Origin of the sequence: Arthrobacter sp. BB-1, assembly GCF_006151685.1 — a bacterium.
GTDB lineage: Bacteria > Actinomycetota > Actinomycetes > Actinomycetales > Micrococcaceae > Arthrobacter.
On the sequence record NZ_VDEV01000022.1, the window covers coordinates 61,279 to 85,994 of the forward strand.

The window sequence follows — 24,716 nt, forward strand, 5'->3', positions numbered from 1 at the left end:
AACTCATTTCTCTCTAGACAAACACGTACAAATCAATTTTGCCGGTCAGGCTTAGCCATATCAGCTAGGGCAGCCCAGCGAGGATCCAAGACCTCGTGGTGGTGCCCCGGCTCGTCTTCCAGGCGAACTCCGCATTCGGAGCAAAGGCCCTGGCAGTCTTCCCGGCACACCGGCTGGAACGGCAGCGCGGTCACCACTGCGTCCCGCAACACCGGTTCAAGATCGATTACATCGTGCTCGACTCGACGTTGCTCTTCATCATCTTCTTCGTCCGAGAGCTCCACACCCTCATAGAAGAAAAGTTCTTGCACATTGACCTCGAGGTCATACGCAAGGGGATCCAGGCATCGGCCGCATTCACCTGTTACCTCGGTGAGCACGGTTCCTGATACCAAAATTCCTTCGTGTACGGCTTCAAGCCTCAGGTCCAGCTCGACATCCGAGCCTTCCTGAACGCCAATGAGCGCCACGCCAAGATCACTTGGCGCGGGTACATGTTCCTTCAGTGTCCGCATGCTTCCCGGGCTGCGCCCGAGGTCCTTGACGTCGAACGCCAGGGGCGAACCAGCACCTCTTTTAATGAGAACTCCTGTTGAACATATGACCGACGTACCATCTTAGCCTGAAGAGCCACAGGGACTCAAACCGGCCGGCAGGGAGTGCCGAAGTACCGGACAAGCCTACCCCCTCGGCTGCTGTCCGGGGCCCGACTCGCCCGCAAGCATCCGCCGCTGCACCGACCGGGGCACGTAGTCGGAGACGTTGCCGCCAAGGCCGGCTACCTCTTTGATGAGGGTGGAGGAAAGGTGGAGGTAGTGGGCTTCCGCCGGCAGGAAAACCGTTTCGACGCCGCTGAGCTGCCGGTTCATGGTGGCCATGGGCAGCTCGTAGTCGAAATCGGAGGACGACCTGAGTCCCTTGACGATGGCCGAGACGCCGCGCTGCCGGCAGTACTCCGCCAGCAGGCCTTCCCCGACGGGTTCCACCACAATGCCTTTGAGCGAGGCGAGGGTTTCGCGTGCCATGTCCAGGCGCTCCGGCAGGGTGAACCTGTATTTCTTGGCCTGGTTGGTGGAGACAGCCACGATGACCTCGTCAAAGAGGCCGGCAGCACGTGCAATAACCTCGAGATGGCCGTTGTGGATGGGGTCAAAGGATCCGGGGCAGACAGCGCGTCTCATGCTCCGAACCTACCCCATGGGAACGCCGGGATACCATGACTGGATGCATCCACCACGGGAACTTTCCGCCCCCCTGGCCCCTGCTCCGTGGCAGCGTGCCGCCCTCGGAGCCAACCTGCTGGCCCCCGACGGAGGCCTGGGCGTCACCATCTTCGAGGAGATGACCACCCTGGCCGTCCAGACCGGCGCCATAAACCTCGGCCAGGGGTTCCCGGACGAGGACGGCCCTGCCGAAATCCGGGAAGCCGCCAGGTCTGCCATCCTTGCCGGGGCGAACCAGTATGCGCCGGGCAAGGGCATCCCGGAACTGCGGGAGGCAGTCGCGGCCCATCAGCAGCGGTTCTACGGCCTCTCCCCCGACCCCGCAACCGAGGTCATCGTCACCACCGGCGCCACCGAGGCCATCGCAGCCTCGCTCCTGGCCTTTGCCGGTCCCGGCGACGAGGTCCTCACCCTGGAGCCTTTCTACGATTCCTACGGCGCGGTGATCGGCCTGTCCGGTGCTGCGCACGTGACAGCCCCGCTGGTGGCGCCGGACTTCATGCCGGACATGGCCGCCCTGGAGGCTGCTTTCAGTGCCCGGACGAAGGTGGTGTTGCTGAACAACCCCCACAACCCCACCGGGGCGGTCTTCCCGCGGGACGTCCTGCAACGGGTGGTTGACCTGGCACGCAGGCATGACAGCATCATCATCTCGGACGAAGTCTATGAGCACCTCACCTTCGGCGTCCGGCACATACCGGTGGCTTCCCTGCCCGGAGCGGCGGACCGGACCCTCACCATTTCTTCTGCCGGCAAGACCTTTTCCCTGACAGGCTGGAAGGTCGGCTGGCTCACGGGACCCGAAGGGCTGGTGTCCGCCGCCCGGACGGTCAAGCAGTTCCTCACCTACAGTTCGGGCACACCGTTCCAGTCGGCAATCGCCGCGGGCCTGGCCCTTCCCGACTCCTTCTATGAGGGCATTGCGGCGTCCCTTCAGCACAAGCGGGACATCCTGAGTGATGGCCTGCGCGCGGCGGGGTTCGAGGTCTTCTCCCCGCAGGGCACGTACTTCGTCAATGTGGATACCGCCCCCTTGGGCATCAGCGACTCCGTGGAACTGGCCCGGAAGCTCCCGGCGCTCGTAGGCGTGGCCGCAATCCCGGTCCCCGTTTTCTGCCACGCCGAGGGAGCGCAGCGCACCCGGAGCCTGCTCCGTTTCGCCTTCTGCAAGAAAGCCGAGGTCCTGGAAGAGGCCGCCGGCCGGCTGGCTACACTCCGCGGCAGGCTCTGATGCCCGAGGGGCGGGAGGTCCGGGCGTCGCGTTTCCTGCGCACCACCGGGCAGCACGCGTCCATCGAACCCGATGCCTTTACTGCCGGCAGCTACGTCCTCAGCATCGGCGGCGCGGAACAGTCCCACGTGAACCTCCTGCAGCCGGAGGAAATCTTCTATGAATACCTGCGCCGGATCGGGCACCTGGTGGACCTGGCGGCCCCCGCCGGGGTCCCGGTCAGCGCCCTGCACCTCGGCGCCGGGGCGCTGACCCTGGCCCGCTACATCCAGGCCACCAGGCCCGGATCGGTGCAGTACGCGGTGGAGCTGGAGCGCGAGCTGCTGGATTTCGTCCTGCGCCAACTCCCCCTGCCCGAGGGGACGGACCTGCAGACCGTCATCGGCGATGCGCGGGAGTCCCTCGCCGGCCTTGAGCCCGGGCTCCGTTTCGACGTCGTCATCCTGGACATTTTTTCCGGACCGGAAGCGCCCGCGCACCTCGCTGCCAGCGCGTTCTACCAGGAAGTACGGGAACGGCTCAGCCCTGGCGGACTGCTGATCGTCAACGTCGGCGACGAGCCGGGACTGACCCTGGTCCGAAGCCAGGTCTCCGCCATGCGGCAGGCCTTGGCGGACGTGGCCGCCGTCGCCGAAACAGGCATGTTCGAGGGCCGCTACCCCGGCAACATCATCCTGGCCGGCACCCTCACCCCCTGGCCGGCGGAATGGAGCGCTGAGCTCATCGCCCGAGGACCGCACCCGGCAACGGTACTGGCCGGAGTGGACCTCGACCCCTTTGCAGGATGAGCCCTGGAGGCCGTGGCTCCTGCGCCTGGTCTAGCGCCCGGCCGGTTCCGGCGCCTCGGGAATGTCGTCATTGTCGATTGCATCGGGTACGAAGGGCTCCGCGAACCAGAGCTTGGTCTCCCCGTATTTTTTCTCCGCAAACCGGGTGAGGGCATCCGGCCAGCGGGGTTCGGGTGAACGGGAGGACCGCTCCACCACCACGACTGCGGCCGGCGACAGGTGGGGTGCGAGCTTCTGGAGGGCCGCCTGCAGGGCGACCTCTTCGAGCGGGTACGGCGGGTCCAGGAAAACGAGGTCCCACACCGCGGCGGCCGAGGCACGGTCCAGGAAGGGCTCCACTTTGGATCGGTGGACGGTCACGGCTTTCCGGCCCAGGACGCCGTTGACGAGATCGGCATTGCGCTGGCAAACGGCGCTGGCCTTGGCCTCGGACTCCACCAGGTCCACCGCCTGGGCGCCCCTGCTGCCGCTCTCGACGCCCAGGGAGCCGGAACCGGCGTAGAGGTCCAGCACCCGGGCGCCGGCAATGACGTTGAAGGCATCAAGGCGGGAAAACAACGCTTCCTTGACGCGGTCCGTGGTGGGCCTGGTGAGGGACCCCGGGACGGCGGTCAAGGGAGTGCCGCCGGCGGCACCTGCAATGATCCGGCTCATCTAATGCTCCTGTCTTCGCCGCCAGGATATCCGGCACCCACCATGCTAGCCGCGTTCAAGGAACGCCTCCTTCTCGGGATTGAGGTATTTGTCGATCGCCTCGGCGAGTTCCGGGCGGGCGGACAGGGCAGGGTCCTCGCGGACAATCTGCTGGGCGTCTTCCCTGGCCCGGGCAATGACGTCATCGTGTTCCAGGACGCGGAGCAGCTTCAGCGTTGAGCGTCCGCCTGACTGCGAGGCACCCAGGATGTCGCCCTCGCGCCGCAGCTTCAGGTCCTCTTCCGACAGGACGAAGCCGTCCGTGGTGGCGGCCACGGCCTCCAGCCTGCGCCGGCTGGGGTGCCCGGGCTCCAGGGCGGTCACCAGCAGGCAGGTCCCGGGCAGCCCGCCCCGGCCCACCCGGCCGCGGAGCTGGTGCAGCTGGGAAATCCCGAACCGGTCCGCATCAAGAATGACCATCAGGGTTGCATTGTGGACGTCCACGCCCACCTCGATCACCGTGGTGGAGACAAGCAGCTTGATGCGGTTGGCCGCAAAGTCGTCCATGACGCCGAACTTCAAGTCAGGTTCCTGCCGGCCGTGGAGCGGCGCCAGGGGAATCCCGGACAGGGTGGGCTCTTCCCGCAGGTGCTCGACGACGGCTGTCACGGAGGCGAGTTCCCGGCCGCCGTCTCCTTCCGCATCCCCTGCCGGAGGCTCCGCTTCCCCGGGGCTGAAGTCGCCGTCGTCGTCCGTTCCGATCCTGGGGCAGACGACGTACACCTGGTGGCCAGCGTCAATCTCCTCCCGTGCGCGGGCCCAGATGCGGCCTGCCCAGGCCGGGTTTTCGGCAAGTCCCACCAGGTGGGTGGAGATGGGGGCCCGGCCGGCCGGCAGCTCGTCCAGGACCGAGGTTTCGAGGTCGCCGAAAACCGTCATCGCGACGGTCCGCGGGATGGGCGTGGCGGTCATGACCAGCAGGTGCGGCGGCTTCCGTGCCTTGGCGCGCAGGGCATCGCGCTGCTCCACCCCGAAGCGGTGCTGCTCGTCCACCACGATCAGGCCGAGATCGTAGAAGGACACGTTGTCGCTCAGCAGGGCATGGGTGCCGATGATGATGCCGGCCGTCCCTGAGGCGGCATCAAGCAGGGCCTGCCGGCGCGCCGCCGTTGACATGGAGCCGGTGAGCAGCGAAACCTGGACGGACGCGCCGTCCATTCCGCCCAGCAGTCCGTCACCGGACAAGGGACCCAGCGTCCGGCGGATCGATTCAAAATGCTGGGCGGCGAGGACTTCCGTAGGCGCCAGCAGGGCCGCCTGGCCGCCGGCATCCACCACCTGCAGCATGGCACGGAGTGCCACGACGGTCTTGCCGGAGCCCACTTCGCCCTGCAGCAAGCGGTTCATGGGGACGTCCCGGGAGAGTTCTGCAGCCAGCGTTTCCCCGACGGCGGCCTGCCCCGCCGTGAGCGTGAACGGAAGGCTGCGGTCGAAACCGGCGAGCAGGCCCTCCGGAACAGGCCGGCGGGCGGTGGCTTCCTCCGCGGCCAGCTGGGCCCGGCGGCGGGCCAGGGCGGACTGCAGCACCAGCGCTTCCTGGTACCGGAAGCGACGCCGTGCCTGCTGCCAGTCAGAGGCAGTTTCCGGTTCATGGATCAGCCGGTAGGCTTCGGCGATTGGCAGGAACTTCTCCCGGGCCGCGATGGCGGGTGGCACAGGATCCGGGAGGGAGCCAAGGTTTGCCGTCTCGAGCAGGGTTGAGACGGCCTTCTGGATCTTCCAGCTGGGAAGCTTGGCGGTGGCCGGATAGATGGGAATGGGCATGGCGGCCAGCTTTTCCGGATCCCGGCCGTCCTCGCTGAACGGGTCATCGTCCAGCAGCTGGTAGTCGGGGTTGGTGAGGCCAAGGGATCCCTTGAAGGAGGTGACCTTGCCGGAGAAGAGCGCCCGGCGGCCCGGGAGCAGGTCCGCCTGGGCCTTGTAGCCGTTGAAGAAGCTGATCTTGAGCGTACCCGGCGCCTTGCCGCGGTAGTCCGTACCGGCAACCAGGCGGAGGCCCTGCCTCCCGTCGTCGTCGGAAACCACGACGTCGGTGATGGTGCCGCGGCGCGCCTGCATCCGGCGGGTGCTGCTGGAGAGCACCCGGGCGATCAGGGTGACTTCCTCGTCCCGGGGGATCTCGCTGATGGGGGTCAGCTCCCCGCGGTTCATGTAGCGGCGCGGGTAGTAGTTCAGCAGCCCCTCAACTGTGGTGATGCCCAGATGCTTCTCGATGACCGTGGCGGAACGCTTGCCGATCCGCCGTTCCAGCGCCAGGTCCAGTTCAGCGCTCATGCCCACTGGAGTTCACTGCATCCGTTGCCGGGTCCCGCGGCAGCGCGAGTTCACTGATGCTGATGTTGGCCGGCTCCCCCAGGGAGCGGATGATGTGGACGGCGGGATCTGCCTCGGGGACATGGACGTGGACGCGCCACCGGTAGTTGCCGTCGGAGTCCGGACCGCTGCCGACCTGGCTCATGATCACCGACTCGCCCACCTCGTCCAGCCGCTGGCGGAGGGTCGCTGCATTGAGTGGAGACAGGCTGATGGTGCACATGACCTCCACCCCGTCGTCGTCCGGCATGGCCGTATGGATGTGCGGATCCTGCACGTCGTAGCCGTGCAGGCCGTCAAGGAGTTCGCTTTGCAGCTCTTCGCCCAGGACCGCCGAGCGAAGGCAATCAAGGATCAGCAGCATCCCCACTCCGCCGGCATCAACTACGTGGGCGGACGTCAGGGCGTCCAGCTGCTCCTCAGTGTGGATCACCGCTGCGAGGGCGCCTTCCACAGCCGCGTCCAGGGCAAGGCCCAGGGCGTGGTTGCTGTCGTCCCCGTTCTGTCCGGCATCCACGGCGGCCGCGGCCCGGGCCGCGGCCTCCATGACGGAGAGCATGGTTCCCGGCACGGGGTCACTCAAGGCGGACCACGCACGGATCTGGGCACGGTTCAGGGCGGCCGCAAGCAGGGTGGAGGTCAGCCGGGTGTGGCCCGCCAACGGTTCGGCAGCAGCGCACAGGAACACCGAGAAAAGGGTCCCCGAGTTTCCCCGCGCTTCCTCCATGGCGGCCTGGCCCGCTGTGGCCAGGACGGCACCAACGTCCATCTGCGCGGGCTGGTCCCCGCCGGCAGCGAGGGAACGCGCTGCCGCACGCACCGTGACGTAGAGGTTGGTTCCGGTATCGCCGTCGGCCACGGGGAAGATATTGATGGCATTCAGGCGGTCGCTGTGGTTGCCAAGGGCGGTCTCGGCCTTGCCCAACCACCTCTTCATCGCTTGCGCGTTAGCGGCAACCTTAGTGTGCAAAGTGATCCCATCCCCCGGTGTCCGCGGACCGGCCCGCAATTTTGACGCCCGGGCCTTCGTTGATTCCCAGTGCTTGTACTGAGCCTATCGCAGTGAATCCGGGAGGCAGCGGCGAACCGGGGGGGAATGTGGCCAGCAGTCCGTGGTCCTCCCCGCCGCCGAGCACCCACTCCCGGGCGTCCATGCCCAACAGCTCCGCAGCCGGCAGGAGGGGGCCCGCCAGCCATTCCAGCGGGCCTGGGTCGAGGTCGACGGCCACGCCGCTCGCTGAGGCCAGCCGCGACCCGTCGCGCAGCAGGCCGTCCGAGACGTCCAGCATGGCGGTGGCGCCGGCGCCACGCGCGGCGGGCCCTGCCGCCAGGGGCGGCCTCGGCCTGCATTGCAGGTCCACCAGGGCGCGCTGGCCGGCGCTGAGGGCATCAACGTGCACGTCCGATTCCAACAGTGCGAGGCCGGCGGCAGCGTGGCCGGCAGTGCCTGCAAGGGCAAGGACGTCCCCCGGCCTGGCGCCTGACCGGAGGACTGCCGGGCCGCCGTCAAGCGTTCCCAGCACCGCAACCGTGACGGAAATTTCGCGCCCGCGCCCCAGGTCGCCGCCGGCCACCGAACAGTGGACAGCGCCCAGTTCCCTGATGCCGGCGGTGAGGCCGTCCGCCAGGTCCTCCACCCAGGCCACGGCCGTTTCAGGAGGAAGGGTCAGGCTGACCACCAGCGACGTGGCCCTGGCCCCCATGGCATTGATGTCGCTCAGGTTCTGCGCGGCGGCTTTCCAGCCGACGTCAAAACCGGTAGTCCGGTAGCCGTTGGGCCACTGCAGCCTGAAGTCCTGGTCCTGCACCTGCGTGTCGATGCTGATCACGGTCCTGCCGTCAGGAGCAGCGACTATGGCGGCGTCGTCCCCCGGGCCGAGCAACGTAGCCTCGCCGTGCACGCCGTCCATGGCCAGGCGCGGAAAAATCCGGGCCAGCAGCCCGGACTCGGAAAGTGCTGAGACTCTCACGGCGGGCACGGCCAGCGGCTCCCCGGCGGCGGCCGGGCTTTCAGGGTGTGGCAGTCGGCGGCGGAACTGTCCTGGGTGGGATTGTCCGGGGCAGGTGGCGGGATTTTCAAGCACTCCCCTACGCTATCGCGCGGCTCCGACATTACCGGCTGCCAATGCCGCGTCAGGGCGGCCTCTGCAGCGGCGATAGGCTGGAGGCATGCACCGTCCCCAGTTTTCCCTGCCCGCCCGCGTCGCCAGGCTGGCACTGGTTGGGAGCCTTGCGGCCATTCCGCTAACGTCATGCTCGCCTGCCGTGGATGTTCCCGCTGCCAAGGACGCGGCCAACCCGGCGTGTGCGCCCATGATGGTGGGTCTTCCTGACGCCATCGGCGAGTACGCGCTGCGGAAGACGAACAGCCAGGCCACCGCCGCCTGGGGCGATCCGTCCCTGGTGATCCTGCGCTGCGGCGTGAATGTTCCCGGGCCCACCACGGACCGCTGCGTGACGGTCAACGGCATCGACTGGGTCATCAAGGAAGGCGACCCGGTGTGGACCCTGACAACCTACGGCCGCGAACCGGCAACAGAGATCCTCATGGATCCCGACAAGATCAGTTCTGCCACAGTCCTGGCCGACCTTGCGGCAGCGGCCGGCAAAGTGCCCGCCGCCAGGAGCTGCGTGGGCCAAGAGGACCTGCAGAACCTGCCGCCGAGCAAGTAGGCCATCGGCGGCCCACGCCGGTGGGGATCAGCGCAGCCCGGTTTTGCGGTTCAGCGCGAGGTAGATCAGTTCGTCGATGAGGTCGGCGTACCCCAGTCCGGAGGCCGCCCACATCTGCGGGTACATGCTCTTGGGCGTAAAGCCTGGCATGGTGTTGATCTCGTTGATGATGAGTTCCCCGGCCGGCGTGTAGAAGAAGTCCACCCGGCTCAGGCCCTCGGCCCCCACGGCGTCGAACGCCGCCGCTGCAAGCTCGCGGACCCTGGTGATGGCTTCCTCGGGGATATCGGCGGGGCAGCTGAGGGAGGCGGCGTCGTCCTCAACATACTTGGCGTTGAAGTCGTAAAACTCGTGGGTGCCGCCCGCCACGGAGATCTCACCCGGCATGGACGTGCGGGGGGCGTCGGTGCCCCTGCCTTCGAGGACCGCACATTCGATTTCCCGGCCGGTGATGCCTGCCTCGATCACCAGTTTCAGGTCGTGCCGCCGGGCTTCCTCGATGGCTGCATCAAGCTCGTCCAGGGAATCGACCTTGGAGATACCCATGGAAGATCCTGCCCGTGCCGGCTTGACGAACACGGGAAATCCCAGCCGGTCCACCTGTTTGCGCACCGATTCCGGGTCTTTGCGCCACTGCCTGTCCGTGACGGCAACATAGGGACCGACATGCAGCCCCGCGGCCTCGAACACCACCTTCATGAAGTGTTTGTCCATGCCCACGGCCGAAGCCAGGACACCGGCGCCGACGTAGCGGGTATCCGAGAGCTCCAGCAGCCCCTGGATGGTGCCGTCCTCACCGAACGGGCCGTGAAGGAGCGGGAAGACCACGTCCACCGTGCCGAGTTCCCGGGGAACCTCGTTCGGGGAAGCGAGGATCAGCTGGTGCTCGCCGCCGATCTCGGCAAGGGTCACGGTCTGCGGCGAAGGCGCCACCTCCGGCAGGGACGTTGCCGCGAGGGACCATTGGGCGGTATCGGCGGGCGCGAGGACCCATTGCCCGGTTTTGGCGATTCCAATGGGAATCACCTCGTACTTGTCCTTGTTGATCGCGCCGAGGACACCGGCCGCGGTCACGCAGCTCACGGCGTGCTCGCTCGAGCGGCCGCCGAAAAGTACCGCCACCCGGGGTTTCGCCCGCGGCGCGGTCTCCACTGCGCTCAGGTTTTCATGGGACATCGTCAGTAATCGCCTTCAGGTTTCAGTTCCCGGGACAGCAGGACGGGCCCCAGTTGGTCAACGGACAGCTTGCCTGCCAGCACGGCGACGACGGCGGCTGTGATGGGCATGTCCACGCCCAGTTTGCCGGCCAACTCGTGGACCGCCTGGCCCGATTTTATGCCTTCGGCGGTCTGGGTCATCTTCTGGCCCACCTCCTCGAGCGTGAGGCCCTGCCCCAGGAGCCGCCCGGCGGTGTGGTTGCGTGACAGCGGGGAGGAGCATGTGGCCACAAGGTCGCCCAGGCCGGCAAGGCCGGCCATGGTCTTGGCTTCCCCGCCCAGGGCAAGGGCAAGCCGGGACGTTTCCGCAAGTCCGCGGGTGATAACGGAGGCCTTGGTGTTGTCCCCCATTTGCTTGCCCTCGCAAATGCCGACGGCCAGGGCGATAACGTTCTTGACGATTCCGCCGATCTCCACCCCCACCACGTCAGCGGTGGTGTACGGCCGGAAGTAGGGCGCGGTGCAGCTCCTGGCGATCCAGCCTGCGGCGGCGGAGTCGGTACAGGCAACAACAGACGCCGTGGGTTCTTCGCGGGCGATTTCCATGGCCAGGTTGGGGCCGGACACGATGGCGATGCGCTCAGCGGGCAGGCCCAGCTCCTCGCTGATGACCTCGCTCATCCTGGCATCCGTGCCGAGCTCCAGGCCTTTCATCAGGGAAACAACCATGGCGTCCGGAGCGATCAGGCCTTTCCACTCCCGCAACTGCGGGCGGAGTGACTGTGCAGGGACGGCGATGACCACAAGGTCAGCGCCCTCCAGGACCGCGGCGACGTCCGTTGACGCGGAGATGCTCTCCGGCAGCGGGATGTCCTTCAGGTACTGCTCATTGCGGTGGCCGGTGTTAATCAGGTCCACTACTTCGGCGCGCCTGCCCCACAGCCTGATGCTGCGCGGCTCCCCGGCAGCAGCCGCAGCGTCGGCCAGGATTTTGGCAAAGGTTGTTCCCCAGGAGCCGGCGCCGAGAACAGCAACGGAACGGGCTGAGCCCGTCTGCTTTCCCCCAGCGGTCACGGAGTTTCCGTTCCGGAACCGGTCGGCTTCTGTCCGCGTTCCACGAACCTGCCGTGCCGCGCCTGCTGCTGCTTGGCCGGATCCCACCGCTCAGCCGGCGGCTCTTCCCCCCTGATCTCCGCCAGGAGTCCGGTGATCGCATCCATGATGGCGTCGGTGGCCGCGGTGAGGGTTGCCTTGTCCAGCGGACGGCCGCTGAAGGCGCTGAGGTCAACAGGCTCCCCCACTACCACCCTGGACTTCTTGCGCGGGAACAGGTGGAACCTCTTGCCGTAGCGGGGGAACACCTCGTGGGCGCCCCAGTGGGCAATCGGAACCACGGGAATGCCGCCCTCAAGGGCCAGCCGCGCAGCACCCGTGTGGCCTCTCATGGGCCACATCCCGGGATCCCGGGTCAGGGTGCCTTCGGGATAGATGATGATGGCCCCGCCTTCGGCAACGATCTCCTGCGCAAGCTGCAGGGAACGGTTCGCACCCGCCGTCGAACGTTCCACCGGGATCTGTTTTGTTGCGCGCAGTACCCAGCCCAGCACCGGAACCTTGAAGAGCCCTGACTTGGCAAGGAAGTGCGGGGCAATCTTGTGGTTGTAGAGGAGGTGGCCGATGATCAGGGGATCGATCTCGGTGCAGTGGTTGGGCGCGGCAATAAATCCGCCCGCAGGCAGCTTCTCCGTTCCCTCCCACTTCTTGTCCATCATGAGGTTGAACAGGGGGCGGACTATGCCGGCGACCACGGCAAGGGTGGCGCGGCTCTTAGCCGGTTCTTTCACGGCTTCCTGCTACTTCTCTGTGGTGATGTCGAAGTCGGCACCGAGGCCGGCCAGCTTTTCGGTGAAGCGCTCGTAGCCGCGGTTGATGATATCGATCCCCGTGACGCGGGACGTGCCGGTGGCGGCGAGGGCGGCAATCAGGTGGCTGAAGCCGCCGCGCAGGTCCGGCACGTCAATGTCGGTCCCCTTCAGCTGGGTGGGCCCGGAGATCACTGCCGAATGGAGGAAGTTGCGCTGGCCGAACCTGCACGGCACGCTGCCCAGGCATTCGCGGTGGACCTGGATGCTGGCGCCCATCCGGATGAGTGCGTCAGTGAAGCCGAACCGGTTCTCGTAGACCGTCTCGTGGACGATGGACACGCCTTCGGCCTGGGTCAGTGCCACCACCAGCGGCTGCTGCCAGTCGGTCATGAAGCCGGGGTGCACATCGGTCTCCAGTACCAGCGGGTTGAGCTTGCCGCCGCGGTGGTAGAAACGGATGCCGTCCTCGCCGATGTCCATGCCGCCGCCCACCTTGCGGTAGGTGTTCAGGAAGGTCATCATGTCCCGCTGCGAGGCACCTTCAACGTAGATGTCGCCCTTGGTCACCAGTGCCGCAGACGCCCACGACGCCGATTCGTTGCGGTCCGAGAGCGCCCGGTGGTTGTAGCCGCCGAGGTCGCGGACACCTTCGATGCGGATGGTGCGGTCCGTCTGGACGCTGATGATGGCGCCCATCTTCTGGAGCACGGCGATGAGGTCGATAATTTCCGGCTCCGTCGCAGCACCGGACAGTTCGGTGATGCCCTCGGCGCGGGTGGCGCTCAGCAGCACCTGCTCCGTGGCGCCCACGGACGGGTAGGGCAGGGAGATCTTGGCGCCGTGCAGGCCCTTGGGGGCCGAAATGTGGATCCCGCCGGGGCGCTTCTCCACCACGGCACCGAACTGGCGCAGGACGTCCAGGTGGTAGTCAATGGGCCGGTCGCCGATTTTGCAGCCGCCAAGATCGGGGATGAACGCTTCGCCGATCGCGTGGATCAGCGGCCCGCAGAGCAGGATGGGAATCCGGGAGTCGCCCGCGTGGGCGTCGATGGCGGTGCTGGACGCCGTTTTTGCGGCCTTGGGATCCAGCGTCAGGTCGCCGTTCACCGGGTCCTTGACCACGGTCACGCCGTGCAGCTGCAGGAGGGAGGTGACTACCTCCACGTCCTTGATCTCCGGCACGTTCCGCAACACCGACGGTTCGTTGCCCAGCAACGCTGCCACCATCGCCTTGGGAACAAGGTTCTTTGCTCCCCGGACGCTGACGCGGCCTGTAAGCGGGACTCCGCCGCGGATTGTCAGAACACTACTCATATACCGGTTTCCTTACGATCACTCGCCCCCAAATCCTTGCAAAGGCTCCAACCAAGCATAGGAGGTCGCGTTACCGAACCGAAATACGCAGGCGACGGCGGCAGGGCGTGGCGCGCCGCCGTCGGCGCGTTTCGAAGGCGGGCAACGCTGCTTTGGCGGCCTCAGGAAAGGCGTGCCGGCAGGGTTTTGGGCTTGAACGAGGGCCGGGTGGCCTCGTAGGCGGTGATGTCCGCCTCATGCTGGAGGGTCAGCCCGATGTCGTCCAGCCCCTCGAGCAGGCGCCACCGGGTGTAGTCGTCGATGTCGAAGGGCGCAACGATGTTTCCGCACACCACGGTCTTGGACACCAGGTCCACCGTGACCTCGGTCCCCGGCGCGTTCTCCAGTTCCTTCCAGATCAGCTCGATGTCGTCCTGGGACACCTCGGCCGCGAGGAGCCCCTGCTTGCCGGAGTTGCCGCGGAAGATGTCGGCGAAGCGGGAGGAGAGCACAGCCTTGAAGCCGTAGTCCTTCAGCGCCCAGACGGCGTGCTCACGGGAGGAGCCGGTGCCGAAGTCCGGGCCCGCCACCAGAACGGAACCCGCGTTGAACGGCGCCTGGTTCAGGATGAAGGCCGGGTCTTTGCGCCATGCCGAAAACAGGGCGTCCTCGAAGCCGGTCCGGGTGATCCGCTTGAGGTAGACGGCCGGGATGATCTGGTCCGTATCCACGTTGCTCTGCCGCAGCGGGACGCCGATTCCGGTGTGGGTGGTGAACTTTTCCATGGCGTGTCCTAGGCTGCGTCGGTGCGGATGGCGGCGGATTCGGGGGCCGGATCGAGGTCCGACGGCGAGCTGAGGGTGCCGCGGATGGCGGTGGCTGCGGCCACCACCGGGGAGACCAGGTGAGTCCGGCCGCCCTTGCCCTGGCGCCCTTCGAAGTTGCGGTTGGAAGTGGAGGCGCAGCGCTCCCCCACGTCGAGCTGGTCCGGGTTCATGCCCAGGCACATCGAGCAGCCGGCGAAGCGCCACTCCGCGCCGAAGTCCTTGAAGACCTTGTCCAGGCCCTCAGCCTCGGCCTCAAGCCGCACGCGTGCCGAGCCCGGCACCACCAGCATCCGGACGTTCGGGTCCTTCTGCCGGCCCCGGATGATATCCGCCGCGGCACGGAGGTCCTCCATCCGGGAGTTGGTGCAGGAGCCCAGGAAGACGGTGTCCACCCGGATGTCCTTCATGGGCGTGCCAGCTTCGAGGCCCATGTACTGCAGGGCGCGTTCCGCGGCGGCCTTGGCGTTTTCGTCGCCGAAGTCCTCGGGGGACGGGACGGACTGGGACAGTGAGACGCCCTGGCCGGGATTCGTGCCCCAGGTGACGAACGGCTCCAGCGTGTTGGCATCGAGGTCCACCTGGGCGTCGAAGGTCGCATCGTCGTCGGTACGCAGCGTGTTCCAGTACTCGACGGCGGCGTCCCAGTCAGCGCCCTGCGGGGCGTGCGGACGGCCCTTCATGTATTCGTACGTGGTCTCGTCCGGCGCCACCATGCCGGCGCGGGCGCCGGCCTCGATGGACATGTTGCAGATGGTCATACGGGCGTCCATGGACAGGGCGCGGATGGCCGAGCCGCGGTACTCCAGGACGTAGCCCTGCCCGCCGCCGGTGCCGATCTTGGCGATCACGGCGAGGATGATGTCCTTGGCTGTCACGCCCGGGCGGAGCGTCCCCTCAACATTGATGGCCATGGTCTTGAACGGCTTCAGCGACAGGGTCTGGGTGGCCATCACGTGCTCCACCTCAGAGGTTCCAATGCCCATGGCCAGGGCGCCGAAGGCACCATGGGTGGAGGTGTGCGAGTCACCGCAGACAACGGTCATGCCCGGCTGGGTGAGGCCCAGCTGCGGGCCGACCACGTGCACGATGCCCTGTTCGGCGTCGCCCAGGCTGTGCAGGCGGACGCCGAACTCGGCGCAGTTGTTGCGCAGGGTCTGGATCTGGGTGCGGCTGGTCAGGTCGGCGATAGGCTTGTCGATGTCCAGCGTAGGAGTGTTGTGGTCCTCGGTGGCGATGGTCAGATCCGGGCGGCGCAGCTTCCTGCCGGCCAGCCGCAGGCCCTCGAACGCCTGCGGCGATGTGACTTCGTGGACCAGGTGGAGGTCGATGTACAGAAGGTCGGGCTGGGCGTTGGCACCGTCGCCGTCACCTTTGCGCACCACATGTGCGTCCCAGACCTTCTCGGCCAATGTCTTTGCCATGGCCATCTCCCTTCACTGCTGTTTGGCTGATGAGTCCAACTGAATCAGGACGGCTCCGCACTGCGCCAGCCGAAAGATTTGCATCTCAGATATTGAGACGGCAATATCATTACATGGACAATTCTAGTGGAGTCGGTGTCATTGATAAAGCGGCCCAAGTGCTTGATGCACTCGAAGCCGGCCCCACCACCCTGGCGCAGCTCGTGGCGGCCACAGGCCTGGCCCGTCCCACTGTGCACCGGCTTGCCCTCGCCCTGGTGCACCACCGGCTGGTGAGCCGCGACATCCAGGGCCGTTTCGTGCTCGGCAGCCGCCTGGTTGAGCTTGCCTCGGCGGCCGGCGAGGACCGCCTGATTGCCTCTGCCGGACCCGTGCTCATGCAGCTGCGTGATGCCACCGGCGAGAGCGCCCAGATCTTCCGCCGCCAAGGCGACTGGCGTGTCTGCGTCGCCTCCGCCGAGCGTCCCATCGGCCTGCGGGACACCATCCCCGTGGGCACCCAGCTGTCCATGAAGGCCGGATCTGCCGCCCAGGTGCTGCTCGCCTGGGAGGACCACGACCGCCTGCTCGAGGGGCTGCAGTCTGCCCGCTTTACGCCTACTGTCCTGGCAGGCGTTCGACGACGGGGCTGGGGCCAGAGCCTCGGCGAACGCGAGCCCGGGGTCGCCTCAGTTTCCGCGCCAGTGCGCGGGCCGTCCGGCCGCGTGATTGCGGCAGTTTCGATTTCCGGTCCGATCGAGAGGCTCACCCGCCAGCCCGGCAGGCTGCACGCCGAAGTGGTCTGCAATGCCGGCCGCATCCTCACCGAGGCCCTGCGCAAGAACAACGACTGAGCCACTGCCAACCGCCCGCGGCCTGAACCAGCGCCACCGGAGCTAGGATTTTGGGCATGGGCAGCTACGCAGTGTTTCTTCGCGGCATCAACGTGGGCGGCATCAACATCAAGATGGCCGAGCTGCGGGAAGCCCTCAAGGCCGCAGGCTTTGCCGATGCCCGCACACTGCTTGCCAGCGGAAATGTTGTCCTCACCAGCGCCCTCGACGCGGACTCCGTCAAACGCGGCTGCGAAAAATGCCTCCGGGAAGCGTTCGGCTACGACGCCTGGGTGGTGGTGCTCGACTCAGCCCGGCTGGCAGAACTGGTGGCGGCCTGCCCCTACCCGGAGGACGACAAAACCACCCACAGCTACATCACGCTCTCCTCGGACGCCGCGGTCCTGGATGAACTCGATGCGGCAGGGGCGGCGCTGGAGGGAAGCGAGCAGGAGCGGCTCGGTCCGGAGGCCCTCGCCTGGCTGGCACCGGCCGGCGGAACGTTGGACAGCCCCTTCAGCAAGATTTCCGCGAAGGCCAGGTTCAAGGCCGCGACCACAACGCGCAACCTGCGCACCCTGATCAAAGTAAGGGACGCTGCCGCTGAACTCGCGGCGGCCGGGGGTTAGGTCCATGCCCGGGTCGGCCGGCTCTATCCGGCCGCCGTCTTGAGCGCGGCGTTGAAGGCGGCCTGCCGGCTGACCTCCACTTCTACGGGTTCCACCACGAGTTCCTCCGCAACAGCGGCCACTGCGGCATTCAACCGCCTCCGCGCCCTCGCCGCCCGTGCACTGGCCGCGGCGGCAGCAATAAAGCGGCCCGTAATGGCCAGGAAAATGCCCAGTGCCACCCCCAAGGCGATCATCAGCGTAGGAACCGGCCACCCCTCCACCCTGGGCACCTCCGGCACGGGCATCTGGAAATAGCCCAGTGCCGCCAGGACACCAAGCCAGCCCAAACCGCCCAGCACCGTCAGCAAGGCCAGCCACTGCGCCACGTTGAAGACTCCCCACCACCAGGACCGTCGGTTGGCGGCAAGGTCCGTTCCGGCGATGGCCTGGTCCAGGGCATCAGGCAACCGCTCCCTTCCTTCGCGGGCCGCCCCGCGGATGGCCGCACGCCACGGGCCCGGGGCACCGGCACTTGCGGCATCGGCGAACTCGCGTACCGCGGCGTCCGTGCGGGCCCGTTCCGGCGCCCCCGCCGGCGGGAGCGATGTGCGGTTCAGCTCCGAGGGCGCCGCGCTGCGGAGGTTGAGCCGGCGCAATGGGTCGGCCCGGAAGCGGGACAGCCACCGCGTCACCGGCCAGCCGGTGCGCTTGACTGACTCCAGCCGGTAGGACTGCGCCACTGCCCGGACCACCACCGGAACGTTCGCCGCCACTGCCAGTTCATCAGCGAGGCGGGCCTTCGTTCCAGGCCGGACGCCGGCCGCAGTCCCCTCTCCGGAGACGGCACCCAGGTCCGCTGATGCTTTAGTGATATCTGCGGCAAGCCGCTGCGACTGGGCTTTGCGCTTGACCGCCACCCCGCGGATGGCCGCCCGGACCTGCTCCACCCCGGCCCCCGTCAGTGCCGAGGCCGCAAGCACCTGGACCTTGGCGAGTCCGTCGCGGGCGAGGATCCCGCGCAATGATTCCAGGACGGGCTGCACATCCCGCTCCGGCAGCCGATCCACCTGGTTGAGGACCACCAGGGTCACGGCACCGTGGGAGGCCAGGCGGGACAGGAAGTCATTGTGCACTGCAGCGTCGGCGTACTTCTGTGGATCAAGGACCCACACCAGCACGTCCACCAGCCCCACCATCCGCTGCACCACTTCGCGGTTGGACGCCTTGGTGGAGTCAAAGTCCGGCAGGTCCAGCAGGATCAGGCCGGTGTCTTCGCCGGCAAACCCTTCCACGGCTGCGGCGTGATGGCGGCTGCGGACCTCCAGCCAGTCCAGCAGCGGTTCGCTGCCCTCTGCTCCCCACACCCCTGCCAAAGGTTCGGAGGTTGTGGGACGGCGCGCTGCCGCCGTCGCAATTTCAGCCCCGCTGACCGCGTTGAAGAGCGATGACTTGCCGCTTCCGGTTGCTCCAAAGAACCCCACTACCGTGTGATCCGCGGAGAGCGAGCGCCGTGAACTGGCGCGCTCCAGGACAGTGTAGACGTCCTGCAGGGTCTCGTCGGGGAGTACCCCTTCGCCGAGCTCGCGGGCGTCGTTGAGGGCGGACAGCCTGCGGTCAAGCCTGGAAGCATCCCGGGTGTCGCTGTGGCGGCTCATGCGCTTTCCGCCAGCCGGACCAGTGCGTCCGCGTGGGCAGCGAGTGCCTCGGGTGCGCGGTCATCGCGCTCCGGCAGCCGGGAGAGGAACTTTCGCCGCTCATCCTGCAGCAGCCGCTGGCATCGGGCGTGCAGGTCCTCCCGCGCTTTTTCCGCCATCCGCCGCACGGCGTCCTCGCCGAAGACCGCCTCCAGCAGCCGCTGGCCCACGACGGCGGTACCTCCCGCCACGCCCACCTCCAGTCCGGTCAGTCCCGCCGTCATGGAGAACACCACGATCATCAGCGCGGCGCCCAGTCCGTTGATGCCGAAGGACAACCAGCGCGCCTGGGTCCGCTTCCCTTGTCCCTCCGTGCGGATCAGCTCCATCAAGTCTTCCTGCCACGCCCGGATTTCAGCGGCGGCCCTGTCCTCAAACCCTGGGGTTGTCCCGGAGAGGTCGTCCGTCCCAAGCAACTGGCGCCCGGCGGGGTCGGTACGCCAGCGCTGGTCCGTGTCCTCTGCGGCGTTGGCGGCCTCGTCAACAATGACTGCCTGCAGGCCTGTTTCGATGGCCGCTTCCACCCTCACGGCCGGGGCCGGTTCACCGCGGAAGAAAGCCCCCACCCGGTCGCGGAACCGGCCCACGTTCTGTTCCAGGGTGCGGAAGAACTCCCCTGTGCCAACGAAGTCCTGCCAGCGGGCCAGCACTTCTCCCCTCAGAAGCGCCCCGTCCCTCGTGGCGTCAAGGATGCGCTCTGCGGCGTCCTCATAGGCGGCCACGGCGGCGTCTTCCAGGTTGTCGGCGGCATGCTGCTGCTCGCGTGCGGCCTGGGCCACGGCGGTGACATGGCCTGCCAGCGCCCTGACGGTGCCGTTGAGCGTGCGGCGGGCGATGTCGGACCGGCCCGCGGCATCTGCTGCCAATTCCCCCAGCCAGGTCCGCAGTGGCAGGACGGCCCCGGCGGGGAGCATGCCCAGCGGATCGAGGCTGGTTTCCGGTATGACGAACAACTGTGCCGCGCCCAGGCCCTCGCGGTCCAGGAGGCTTCGCAGGTCCTCACTGACCTCTTCTTCCGCCCCCGGCGGCACCCGGTCCAGGACCACCGCCACCATGATGTCCCGCGAGGCGGCGTTCAGCAGGAGTTTCCAGGGAACCGCATCGGCATAGCGGTTGGCGGTGGTAACGAACACCCACAGGTCGGCGGCGGCCAGGAGTTGTGCGGCCAGCCTGCGGTTGTCGTCCGAAATGGAATCGACATCAGGGGCGTCCAGAACAGCGATCCCGGCGGGCACGGCCGGATCAGCCACCAGGACAAGCGACGACATTGCGGCTGCGTCGGGTGCCGCCCCTGCCCGGCTTGCCGGTACGGGGCCACCGGTGACGGACCCCCGGATCCTGCTCAGGCTGGGCAGTACGCGCTGGCCCTCGAACCAGGCGGCCTCTGACGGGTGGTGCAGGAGGATGGGCTGGCGGGTGGTTGGGCGGATGGCGCCCGACCGCGTCACCGGGTGGCCCACTATTCCGTTCACGAGCGTTGACTTGCCCGCCCCCGTGGAGCCGCCGACGACGGCAAGCAGCGGCGCGTCCAGGCTGCGGTACCGGGGAAGGATGTAGTCGTCCAGCTGGGCCACGGCGCTGGCGGCCTCGCGGCGCGCCTGCTCAGCATCAGGCAGGGCAAGCGGCAGTTCCGCGGCTGCCAGATCATCGCGCACCTCTTCGAGCAGCGTTACGGCCGCCAGGGCCGCGGCACTGCCGGAAGGTTTGCGCTGCGGATCCTGCAGGGCGTCTTGCTCGTTCCGGGAGGTCACAGCAACATCATGCCAGTTCACGCACGCAGGGCCGCAGTTCCGGCGAGCCACCCAATGACGCGTGTGGCATCCGGAACACCAGGAAAGGGTGTACAGCATTCAGCCTGTGGACGGAAAAGCAAAAAATGGTCCCGGGCATCTGCCCGGGACCATTTCGGTGGTGACCCCAGCGGGATTCGAACCCGCGTTACCGCCGTGAGAGGGCGGCGTACTAGGCCGCTATACGATGGGGCCGTGTACATTTCCGTACCTGTGATCAGCATTTCCGCTAATCAAGCTCAGTGATTGTTTCACACACTTCGCTTCTGTTTCAAATCGGCGAACCGGCTGAAACCGCCTGCCTTGAGCTTGAAATTACTGCTCAAAACCAGAGCTGGGATACCAGGACTCGAACCTAGAATGACGGTACCAGAAACCGTAGTGTTGCCAATTACACCATATCCCAATGATACTTTCGGGCCGGTTTTCAGGGGTTTTACCCTGCTCCGTGCGCCTCAGCACGAGAAATTACTTTACCTGAGACTTTCGGCTCGCACAAATCGGCCCGGCCGGTCCTCTGGTGCCGCGCCCCGGCACCAGCCCGGCCTTCGTCTTAGGCCCTGCGAAACCACATGAAGACGCTGATCGCGTACGCCGGAACCAATATGCCCGCAGCTGCGCCGTACGCCATGTCATAGGTGAGGTAGGAGATGAAAACCAGGATCGCGGCAGGACCGTTGGCGAGAGCGAACCAGCGCTGCCACCTGGCCTTTGGCCCTATGAATACGGCAGCTGTCAGCATGATCGCCATTCCCATGAAGGTGTAGGCAGCAGCGTCCACCATTTGCGTGAAACTCCCAGGCGCGAAAACCAGCAGTTTGACCTCCTCCTCGGTCCCGTTCATCGTTCGCGGATGCACCACGAACAGCCATGTCACATAGACAAGTTCTGCGAGCGCTGCGTAGATAGCGGCGAAGAGCGCTGCGCTGTGCGTCCAGACCTTGGCTGCTGCGGAGCAGGAGTAGTGGACACTGACAGTGAGCAGGACGAACGACGGCGCGAGCAGGGCGGAAGCGCCGATCGGGACCCAAACGTCCCATGGAGAGGAGAAAAGGGGATCCAGGAGCACGCCAAGATCAAAAATGATGTAGGTGGCCGCAGTGGCAGCCGCGGACCATGCCCCTAGCGCGGCCGCCCCGCGCGCAGATTCAAGGCGTACGGGCGACGACCGGGGCGTCTTACCATTCGAGTATCTAGTGCTCCGCACGGCGCACCTCCTGGAATCCCATCTGACTCGACGTTAGGCACTGGGCGTCACCGGCGGCAGGGTCCAAAGCCCCGGTGCGCCGAAGGTCTTCGGACTCTGGCCGGCTGGTGCCGGCGCGGGCGATGCTGGCCAGGTCGGCCTGGATGGTGAATCGATTGACAGGAGGACGGCGTGGTGGCTTGGAGAGCCTGGACTTTAACCGGCTTGTTCGGGGCGGCCGGGGTTGCCTGCTTTAGGGTGTGGCGTCCCTGGCAACTGACATGGGGCGCCAGCCCTGATGAGGTGGCCCGGGCATTGCCGGGTGATGACCTGGTGCGTGCTCCGACGTTCAACGCCACCCGTGCCATCACCGTCGGGGCGCCGCCCGAACGGATCTGGCCCTGGCTCGTCCAGGTGGGAGTACGACGGGCCGGCTGGTACAGCTATGACCTGCTGGACAACCTGGGGCATCCCAGCGCCCGGCGGATCCGCCCCGAATGGCAGGACCTGGAACCGGGCGACGTCCTGGCGATGAGCCCGGACGGCAAACACGGAATCAACGTCTATTCACTGGACTACCCGCGCTCCATGGTCTGGGGCACACCCGGTGACACCACATGGGTTTGGCAGCTGGACCCCCAACCGGACGGAACCACCAGGCTCCTCACCCGGATCCGCTCCCGGATCCGGTGGTCGCCGACGTCCATTGCGTTCTCGGCGCTGCTGGAGGTGGCCGACTTCTGGATGATCCGTAAAATGCTGGCCGGTCTGCGTGAGCGGGCAGAGCAGAACGTGACGTCCGGGGAGTGGCAGGATACATCGCAGCCTGCCAACGCCTCTTCCTAGGTGAGCAGCTCTGCCAGCGAGGACACGGAGTTGCCTTCAAACTCCGCCACGGGCTCCCCCACCCTGTTGAGCCAGACGCCAATCAGCCCGGCCGCCGTCGAGCCCTCCGCGTCCAGGAGCCGGTTGTCGCCCACATACAGCGTGTCGGCCGGCGCCGTGTCCAGGAGCCGCACCCCTTCAAGGTAGATGGCGGGATTCGGCTTCGCCACGCCCAGCGTGTCCGTTCCCACCAGCCGCCGGACGCGTTCCAGTCCGGCCCCGTCCAGCTTGGCGCGCTGGTAGTCATGCACGTTGTTGCTGACCGCCCCGTAAGGGATTCCTGCCCGGTCCAGGAGATCCAGCAGCGGCAGGACATCCGGGAAGGGCTTCACGTAGGCGGGCTGTTTTTCAATGTAGGCCGACAGCCACTGGTGGGACTGCTCGCCGTCGCCCAGCTCGACGCCGAAGTGCCCCAGCGCGGCACGGCCCCGCAGCAGGCGCTGTTCGTTGAAGGTGAGCTCACCGGCAAGGTAACGGTCGTAGTAATGCGTGGTTTCGTGCGTGAAGATGCGGCCGAACCTCTCCCACCCCGCCTGGTCCAGCCCGGGCAGGAGGTGTTCACTGACTTCCCGCAGGGCGGTTGTCATCGAGAACTCAAGGTCCACCAGGGTGTCGTCGATGTCGAACAGGATGCCCCGCACAGCCCCGAAGGGCGTGTCCAGGAAACCGGCAGGGGCCGTGCTGGGAGCTGTCATCAGCCGCGGAAGGCCCGGAGCCTGCGGAGCGAGGATTCACGGCCCAGGATCACCATGGACTCGAACAGGGGCGGCGAGATCCGGCGTCCGGAAACAGCCGTGCGCACCGGTCCGAATGCGAGGCGTGGTTTGAGGCCAAGCTCTTCAACGAGGGCCTGCTTGAGGGCAGCCTGGATTTCTTCGGCCGTCCACTCGTGCACGCCGTCCAGGGCGGCAATTGCCGCATCGAGGACCTCCCCGAGGTTCTCGGGAAGTCCCTTCCGGGCGTCGTCCGCCACATCGATCGCGGCGTCGTCCTTGAACAGGAATCCGAGCATGTCCGGGGCCTCGCCCAGGAGCGTGATGCGCTCCTGGATCAGGGGTGCCGCTTCAGCCAGGATTTCTTCCTGCCGCGCCGTGAGTTGCTCGCCGACGTAGCCTGCGGTGCGCAGGTACGGGACCAGCCGCTCCCGGAAGTCCTCCGGGGCAAGCATCCGAATGTGGGTGCCGTTGATGGCCTCGGCCTTCTTGATGTCAAAGCGTGCAGGGTTGGCCAAGACGTCGTGGACGTCGAAGTTTTCGATCAGCTGGTCCACCGTAAAAATGTCCTCGTCGGCGGACAGGCTCCAGCCCAGCAGGGACAGGTAGTTCAGGAGGCCCTCGGGAATGAAGCCGCGGTCTCGGAGCAGGAACAGGTTGGACTGCGGATCGCGCTTGGACAGCTTCTTGTTGCCTTCGCCCATCACGTACGGCAGGTGGCCGAACTCGGGCATGTAGCTGGCTACGCCGAGTTCCATCAGTGCGCGGATGAGGACAACCTGGCGGGGCGTGGAGGAGAGCAGGTCCTCGCCGCGCAGCACGTGGGTAATGCCCATGAGGGCGTCGTCGACGGGGTTCACCAGGGTGTACAGCGGTGAACCGTCCGCGCGCACGATGACGTAGTCCGGGATGCTGCCGGCCTTGAAGGTGATCTCGCCGCGGACCAGGTCGGTGAAGGTGACGTCCTCATCGGGCATCCGGACCCGGAGCACCGGCTTGCGGCCTTCGGACTTGAAGGCGGCCACCTGTTCTTCGGTCAGCTCGCGGTCGAAGTTGTCGTAGCCAAGCTTCGGGTCGCGGCCAGCGGCGCGGTGGCGCGCCTCGACTTCCTCGGGGGACGAGTAGCACTCGTAGGCGTAGCCCGCTTCGATCAGCTTCGCCACCACATCCTTGTAGAGGTCCAGCCGCTGCGACTGCCGGTACGGCTCGTGGGGCCCGCCCACCTCCACGCCCTCTTCCCACGTGATGCCGAGCCACTTCAACGCCTCCAGCAGCTGCTGGTAGCTCTCCTCCGAGTCGCGTGCAGCGTCCGTGTCCTCGATGCGGAACACAAAGGTGCCCTTGGTGTGCTTGGCATGGGCCCAGTTGAACAATGCCGTGCGGATCAGGCCCACGTGCGGTGTGCCGGTGGGCGAAGGGCAGAACCGGACGCGAACGGGAGTGTCGGCAGAAACGGAGGGCAGGGAGGCAGCAGTCGACGCAGAAGCAGTAGTCATAGTGGCTTCAACTTTACCGTCTGCCGCCAGGGGTGAAGGCGGCGT

Annotated in this window: 23 protein-coding genes and 2 tRNA genes; 6 read left to right on the forward strand and 19 right to left on the reverse strand. The window is 66.8% G+C overall.

The genetic code is table 11. The features are described from left to right. Positions 1–32: 32 nt before the first annotated feature. A complete protein-coding gene (locus FHJ30_RS12120) occupies positions 33–557 on the reverse strand; it encodes a DUF177 domain-containing protein (RefSeq protein ID WP_139029545.1) in 525 nt (174 codons plus the stop codon). 123 nt (positions 558–680) lie between these two features. Further along, positions 681–1,181, reverse strand: a complete 501-nt coding sequence (gene coaD / locus FHJ30_RS12125) for a pantetheine-phosphate adenylyltransferase (protein WP_139029546.1) — start codon at positions 1,179–1,181, stop codon at positions 681–683. Positions 1,182–1,224: 43 nt separating this feature from the next. Between coaD and FHJ30_RS12130 the strand changes: the two genes are divergently transcribed. Beyond that, positions 1,225–2,454, forward strand: coding sequence for an aminotransferase class I/II-fold pyridoxal phosphate-dependent enzyme (locus FHJ30_RS12130; protein WP_171059008.1), 1,230 nt, complete (start codon positions 1,225–1,227; stop codon positions 2,452–2,454). Beyond that, a complete protein-coding gene (locus FHJ30_RS12135) occupies positions 2,454–3,242 on the forward strand; it encodes a spermidine synthase (RefSeq protein WP_139029548.1) in 789 nt (262 codons plus the stop codon). Before FHJ30_RS12130 ends, FHJ30_RS12135 begins: the two co-directional genes overlap by 1 nt. A 30-nt stretch (positions 3,243–3,272) precedes the next feature. Here the strand turns inward: FHJ30_RS12135 and rsmD are convergent, their stop codons facing one another. From rsmD to thiL, 4 genes are read right to left on the reverse strand one after another with little or no spacing between them, the layout of a single operon-like run. Next, positions 3,273–3,896: a 16S rRNA (guanine(966)-N(2))-methyltransferase RsmD gene (gene rsmD, locus FHJ30_RS12140; RefSeq protein ID WP_139029549.1), complete on the reverse strand. Its 624-nt coding sequence runs from the start codon at positions 3,894–3,896 to the stop codon at positions 3,273–3,275. Positions 3,897–3,941: 45 nt separating this feature from the next. Next, positions 3,942–6,209 (reverse strand): ATP-dependent DNA helicase RecG, encoded by a 2,268-nt coding sequence (locus FHJ30_RS12145; protein ID WP_139029550.1) that lies wholly within the window; start codon positions 6,207–6,209, stop codon positions 3,942–3,944. Continuing rightward, positions 6,199–7,185 carry a DAK2 domain-containing protein gene (locus FHJ30_RS12150; protein WP_139029551.1) on the reverse strand — a complete coding sequence of 329 codons (987 nt, stop codon included), beginning with the start codon at positions 7,183–7,185 and terminating at the stop codon, positions 6,199–6,201. The genes FHJ30_RS12145 and FHJ30_RS12150 overlap by 11 nt, the downstream gene beginning before the upstream one ends. 22 nt (positions 7,186–7,207) lie before the next feature. Next, positions 7,208–8,158, reverse strand: a complete 951-nt coding sequence (gene thiL, locus FHJ30_RS12155) for a thiamine-phosphate kinase (protein WP_240793699.1) — start codon at positions 8,156–8,158, stop codon at positions 7,208–7,210. 259 nt (positions 8,159–8,417) lie between these two features. On the opposite strand from thiL, the gene FHJ30_RS12160 reads away from it, so the two are divergent. Beyond that, complete coding sequence (locus tag FHJ30_RS12160; protein WP_139029553.1) at positions 8,418–8,921, forward strand: DUF3515 domain-containing protein; 504 nt, start codon at positions 8,418–8,420, stop codon at positions 8,919–8,921. Between the two features lie 27 nt (positions 8,922–8,948). Here FHJ30_RS12160 and FHJ30_RS12165 read toward each other — a convergent pair whose 3' ends face one another. From FHJ30_RS12165 to leuC, 6 genes are all read right to left on the reverse strand, one after another. Then, entirely contained in the window at positions 8,949–10,097 is a 1,149-nt protein-coding gene (locus tag FHJ30_RS12165) for a D-alanine--D-alanine ligase family protein (RefSeq protein ID WP_139029554.1), read from the reverse strand. A 2-nt stretch (positions 10,098–10,099) separates the two neighbouring features. Next, entirely contained in the window at positions 10,100–11,152 is a 1,053-nt protein-coding gene (locus tag FHJ30_RS12170) for an NAD(P)H-dependent glycerol-3-phosphate dehydrogenase (RefSeq protein WP_139029555.1), read from the reverse strand. Further along, positions 11,149–11,922: a 1-acyl-sn-glycerol-3-phosphate acyltransferase gene (locus tag FHJ30_RS12175; RefSeq protein ID WP_139029556.1), complete on the reverse strand. Its 774-nt coding sequence runs from the start codon at positions 11,920–11,922 to the stop codon at positions 11,149–11,151. Before FHJ30_RS12175 ends, FHJ30_RS12170 begins: the two co-directional genes overlap by 4 nt. 9 nt (positions 11,923–11,931) lie before the next feature. Continuing rightward, positions 11,932–13,257 carry a UDP-N-acetylglucosamine 1-carboxyvinyltransferase gene (gene murA, locus FHJ30_RS12180; RefSeq protein ID WP_139029557.1) on the reverse strand — a complete coding sequence of 442 codons (1,326 nt, stop codon included), beginning with the start codon at positions 13,255–13,257 and terminating at the stop codon, positions 11,932–11,934. 161 nt (positions 13,258–13,418) lie between these two features. After that, positions 13,419–14,021 (reverse strand): 3-isopropylmalate dehydratase small subunit, encoded by a 603-nt coding sequence (leuD, locus tag FHJ30_RS12185; RefSeq protein ID WP_139029558.1) that lies wholly within the window; start codon positions 14,019–14,021, stop codon positions 13,419–13,421. 8 nt (positions 14,022–14,029) lie between these two features. Beyond that, complete coding sequence (leuC, locus tag FHJ30_RS12190; protein WP_139029559.1) at positions 14,030–15,484, reverse strand: 3-isopropylmalate dehydratase large subunit; 1,455 nt, start codon at positions 15,482–15,484, stop codon at positions 14,030–14,032. Positions 15,485–15,597: 113 nt separating this feature from the next. On the opposite strand from leuC, the gene FHJ30_RS12195 reads away from it, so the two are divergent. Continuing rightward, positions 15,598–16,317: an IclR family transcriptional regulator gene (locus FHJ30_RS12195; RefSeq protein ID WP_009356552.1), complete on the forward strand. Its 720-nt coding sequence runs from the start codon at positions 15,598–15,600 to the stop codon at positions 16,315–16,317. Between the two features lie 56 nt (positions 16,318–16,373). Beyond that, the gene (locus tag FHJ30_RS12200) at positions 16,374–16,925 is read left to right on the forward strand and encodes a DUF1697 domain-containing protein (protein WP_139029560.1); all 552 of its coding nucleotides are present in this window, start codon (positions 16,374–16,376) and stop codon (positions 16,923–16,925) included. A gap of 23 nt (positions 16,926–16,948) precedes the next feature. Here the strand turns inward: FHJ30_RS12200 and FHJ30_RS12205 are convergent, their stop codons facing one another. The 5 genes from FHJ30_RS12205 to FHJ30_RS12225 form a co-directional block, all read right to left on the reverse strand. Next, positions 16,949–18,562, reverse strand: coding sequence for a GTPase (locus FHJ30_RS12205; protein WP_139029561.1), 1,614 nt, complete (start codon positions 18,560–18,562; stop codon positions 16,949–16,951). Then, complete coding sequence (locus FHJ30_RS12210) at positions 18,559–20,325, reverse strand: dynamin family protein (protein WP_139029772.1); 1,767 nt, start codon at positions 20,323–20,325, stop codon at positions 18,559–18,561. The genes FHJ30_RS12205 and FHJ30_RS12210 overlap by 4 nt, the downstream gene beginning before the upstream one ends. 185 nt (positions 20,326–20,510) lie before the next feature. Next, a tRNA-Glu gene (locus tag FHJ30_RS12215) sits at positions 20,511–20,586 on the reverse strand. A gap of 139 nt (positions 20,587–20,725) precedes the next feature. After that, positions 20,726–20,797: transfer RNA gene (locus FHJ30_RS12220), tRNA-Gln, on the reverse strand. Between the two features lie 147 nt (positions 20,798–20,944). Next, positions 20,945–21,598, reverse strand: coding sequence for a hypothetical protein (locus FHJ30_RS12225; RefSeq protein WP_139029562.1), 654 nt, complete (start codon positions 21,596–21,598; stop codon positions 20,945–20,947). Positions 21,599–21,892: 294 nt separating this feature from the next. Between FHJ30_RS12225 and FHJ30_RS12230 the strand changes: the two genes are divergently transcribed. After that, positions 21,893–22,423: a hypothetical protein gene (locus FHJ30_RS12230; protein WP_240793689.1), complete on the forward strand. Its 531-nt coding sequence runs from the start codon at positions 21,893–21,895 to the stop codon at positions 22,421–22,423. Here the strand turns inward: FHJ30_RS12230 and FHJ30_RS12235 are convergent. Continuing rightward, positions 22,420–23,157 (reverse strand): HAD family hydrolase, encoded by a 738-nt coding sequence (locus tag FHJ30_RS12235; protein ID WP_139029563.1) that lies wholly within the window; start codon positions 23,155–23,157, stop codon positions 22,420–22,422. The genes FHJ30_RS12230 and FHJ30_RS12235 overlap by 4 nt on opposite strands. After that, entirely contained in the window at positions 23,157–24,671 is a 1,515-nt protein-coding gene (gene gltX, locus FHJ30_RS12240) for a glutamate--tRNA ligase (protein WP_139029564.1), read from the reverse strand. Before gltX ends, FHJ30_RS12235 begins: the two co-directional genes overlap by 1 nt. Between the last annotated feature and the right edge of the window lie 45 nt (positions 24,672–24,716).

What these genes read in the sequence shown, in the direction of transcription:
- FHJ30_RS12145 (WP_139029550.1), bottom strand. Translation starts at nt 6,209, where the DNA reads ATGAGCGCTGAACTGGACCTGGCGCTGGAACGGCGGATCGGCAAGCGT.
- FHJ30_RS12165 (WP_139029554.1), bottom strand. Translation starts at nt 10,097, where the DNA reads ATGTCCCATGAAAACCTGAGCGCAGTGGAGACCGCGCCGCGGGCGAAA.
- FHJ30_RS12195 (WP_009356552.1), top strand. Translation starts at nt 15,598, where the DNA reads ATGGACAATTCTAGTGGAGTCGGTGTCATTGATAAAGCGGCCCAAGTG.
- leuD (WP_139029558.1), bottom strand. Translation starts at nt 14,021, where the DNA reads ATGGAAAAGTTCACCACCCACACCGGAATCGGCGTCCCGCTGCGGCAG.
- FHJ30_RS12130 (WP_171059008.1), top strand. Translation starts at nt 1,225, where the DNA reads ATGCATCCACCACGGGAACTTTCCGCCCCCCTGGCCCCTGCTCCGTGG.
- FHJ30_RS12200 (WP_139029560.1), top strand. Translation starts at nt 16,374, where the DNA reads ATGGGCAGCTACGCAGTGTTTCTTCGCGGCATCAACGTGGGCGGCATC.
- FHJ30_RS12235 (WP_139029563.1), bottom strand. Translation starts at nt 23,157, where the DNA reads ATGACAGCTCCCAGCACGGCCCCTGCCGGTTTCCTGGACACGCCCTTC.
- thiL (WP_240793699.1), bottom strand. Translation starts at nt 8,158, where the DNA reads ATGGACGGCGTGCACGGCGAGGCTACGTTGCTCGGCCCGGGGGACGAC.
- leuC (WP_139029559.1), bottom strand. Translation starts at nt 15,484, where the DNA reads ATGGCAAAGACATTGGCCGAGAAGGTCTGGGACGCACATGTGGTGCGC.
- FHJ30_RS12135 (WP_139029548.1), top strand. Translation starts at nt 2,454, where the DNA reads ATGCCCGAGGGGCGGGAGGTCCGGGCGTCGCGTTTCCTGCGCACCACC.
- FHJ30_RS12160 (WP_139029553.1), top strand. Translation starts at nt 8,418, where the DNA reads ATGCACCGTCCCCAGTTTTCCCTGCCCGCCCGCGTCGCCAGGCTGGCA.
- coaD (WP_139029546.1), bottom strand. Translation starts at nt 1,181, where the DNA reads ATGAGACGCGCTGTCTGCCCCGGATCCTTTGACCCCATCCACAACGGC.
- murA (WP_139029557.1), bottom strand. Translation starts at nt 13,257, where the DNA reads ATGAGTAGTGTTCTGACAATCCGCGGCGGAGTCCCGCTTACAGGCCGC.
- rsmD (WP_139029549.1), bottom strand. Translation starts at nt 3,896, where the DNA reads ATGAGCCGGATCATTGCAGGTGCCGCCGGCGGCACTCCCTTGACCGCC.
- gltX (WP_139029564.1), bottom strand. Translation starts at nt 24,671, where the DNA reads ATGACTACTGCTTCTGCGTCGACTGCTGCCTCCCTGCCCTCCGTTTCT.
- FHJ30_RS12205 (WP_139029561.1), bottom strand. Translation starts at nt 18,562, where the DNA reads ATGAGCCGCCACAGCGACACCCGGGATGCTTCCAGGCTTGACCGCAGG.
- FHJ30_RS12150 (WP_139029551.1), bottom strand. Translation starts at nt 7,185, where the DNA reads ATGAAGAGGTGGTTGGGCAAGGCCGAGACCGCCCTTGGCAACCACAGC.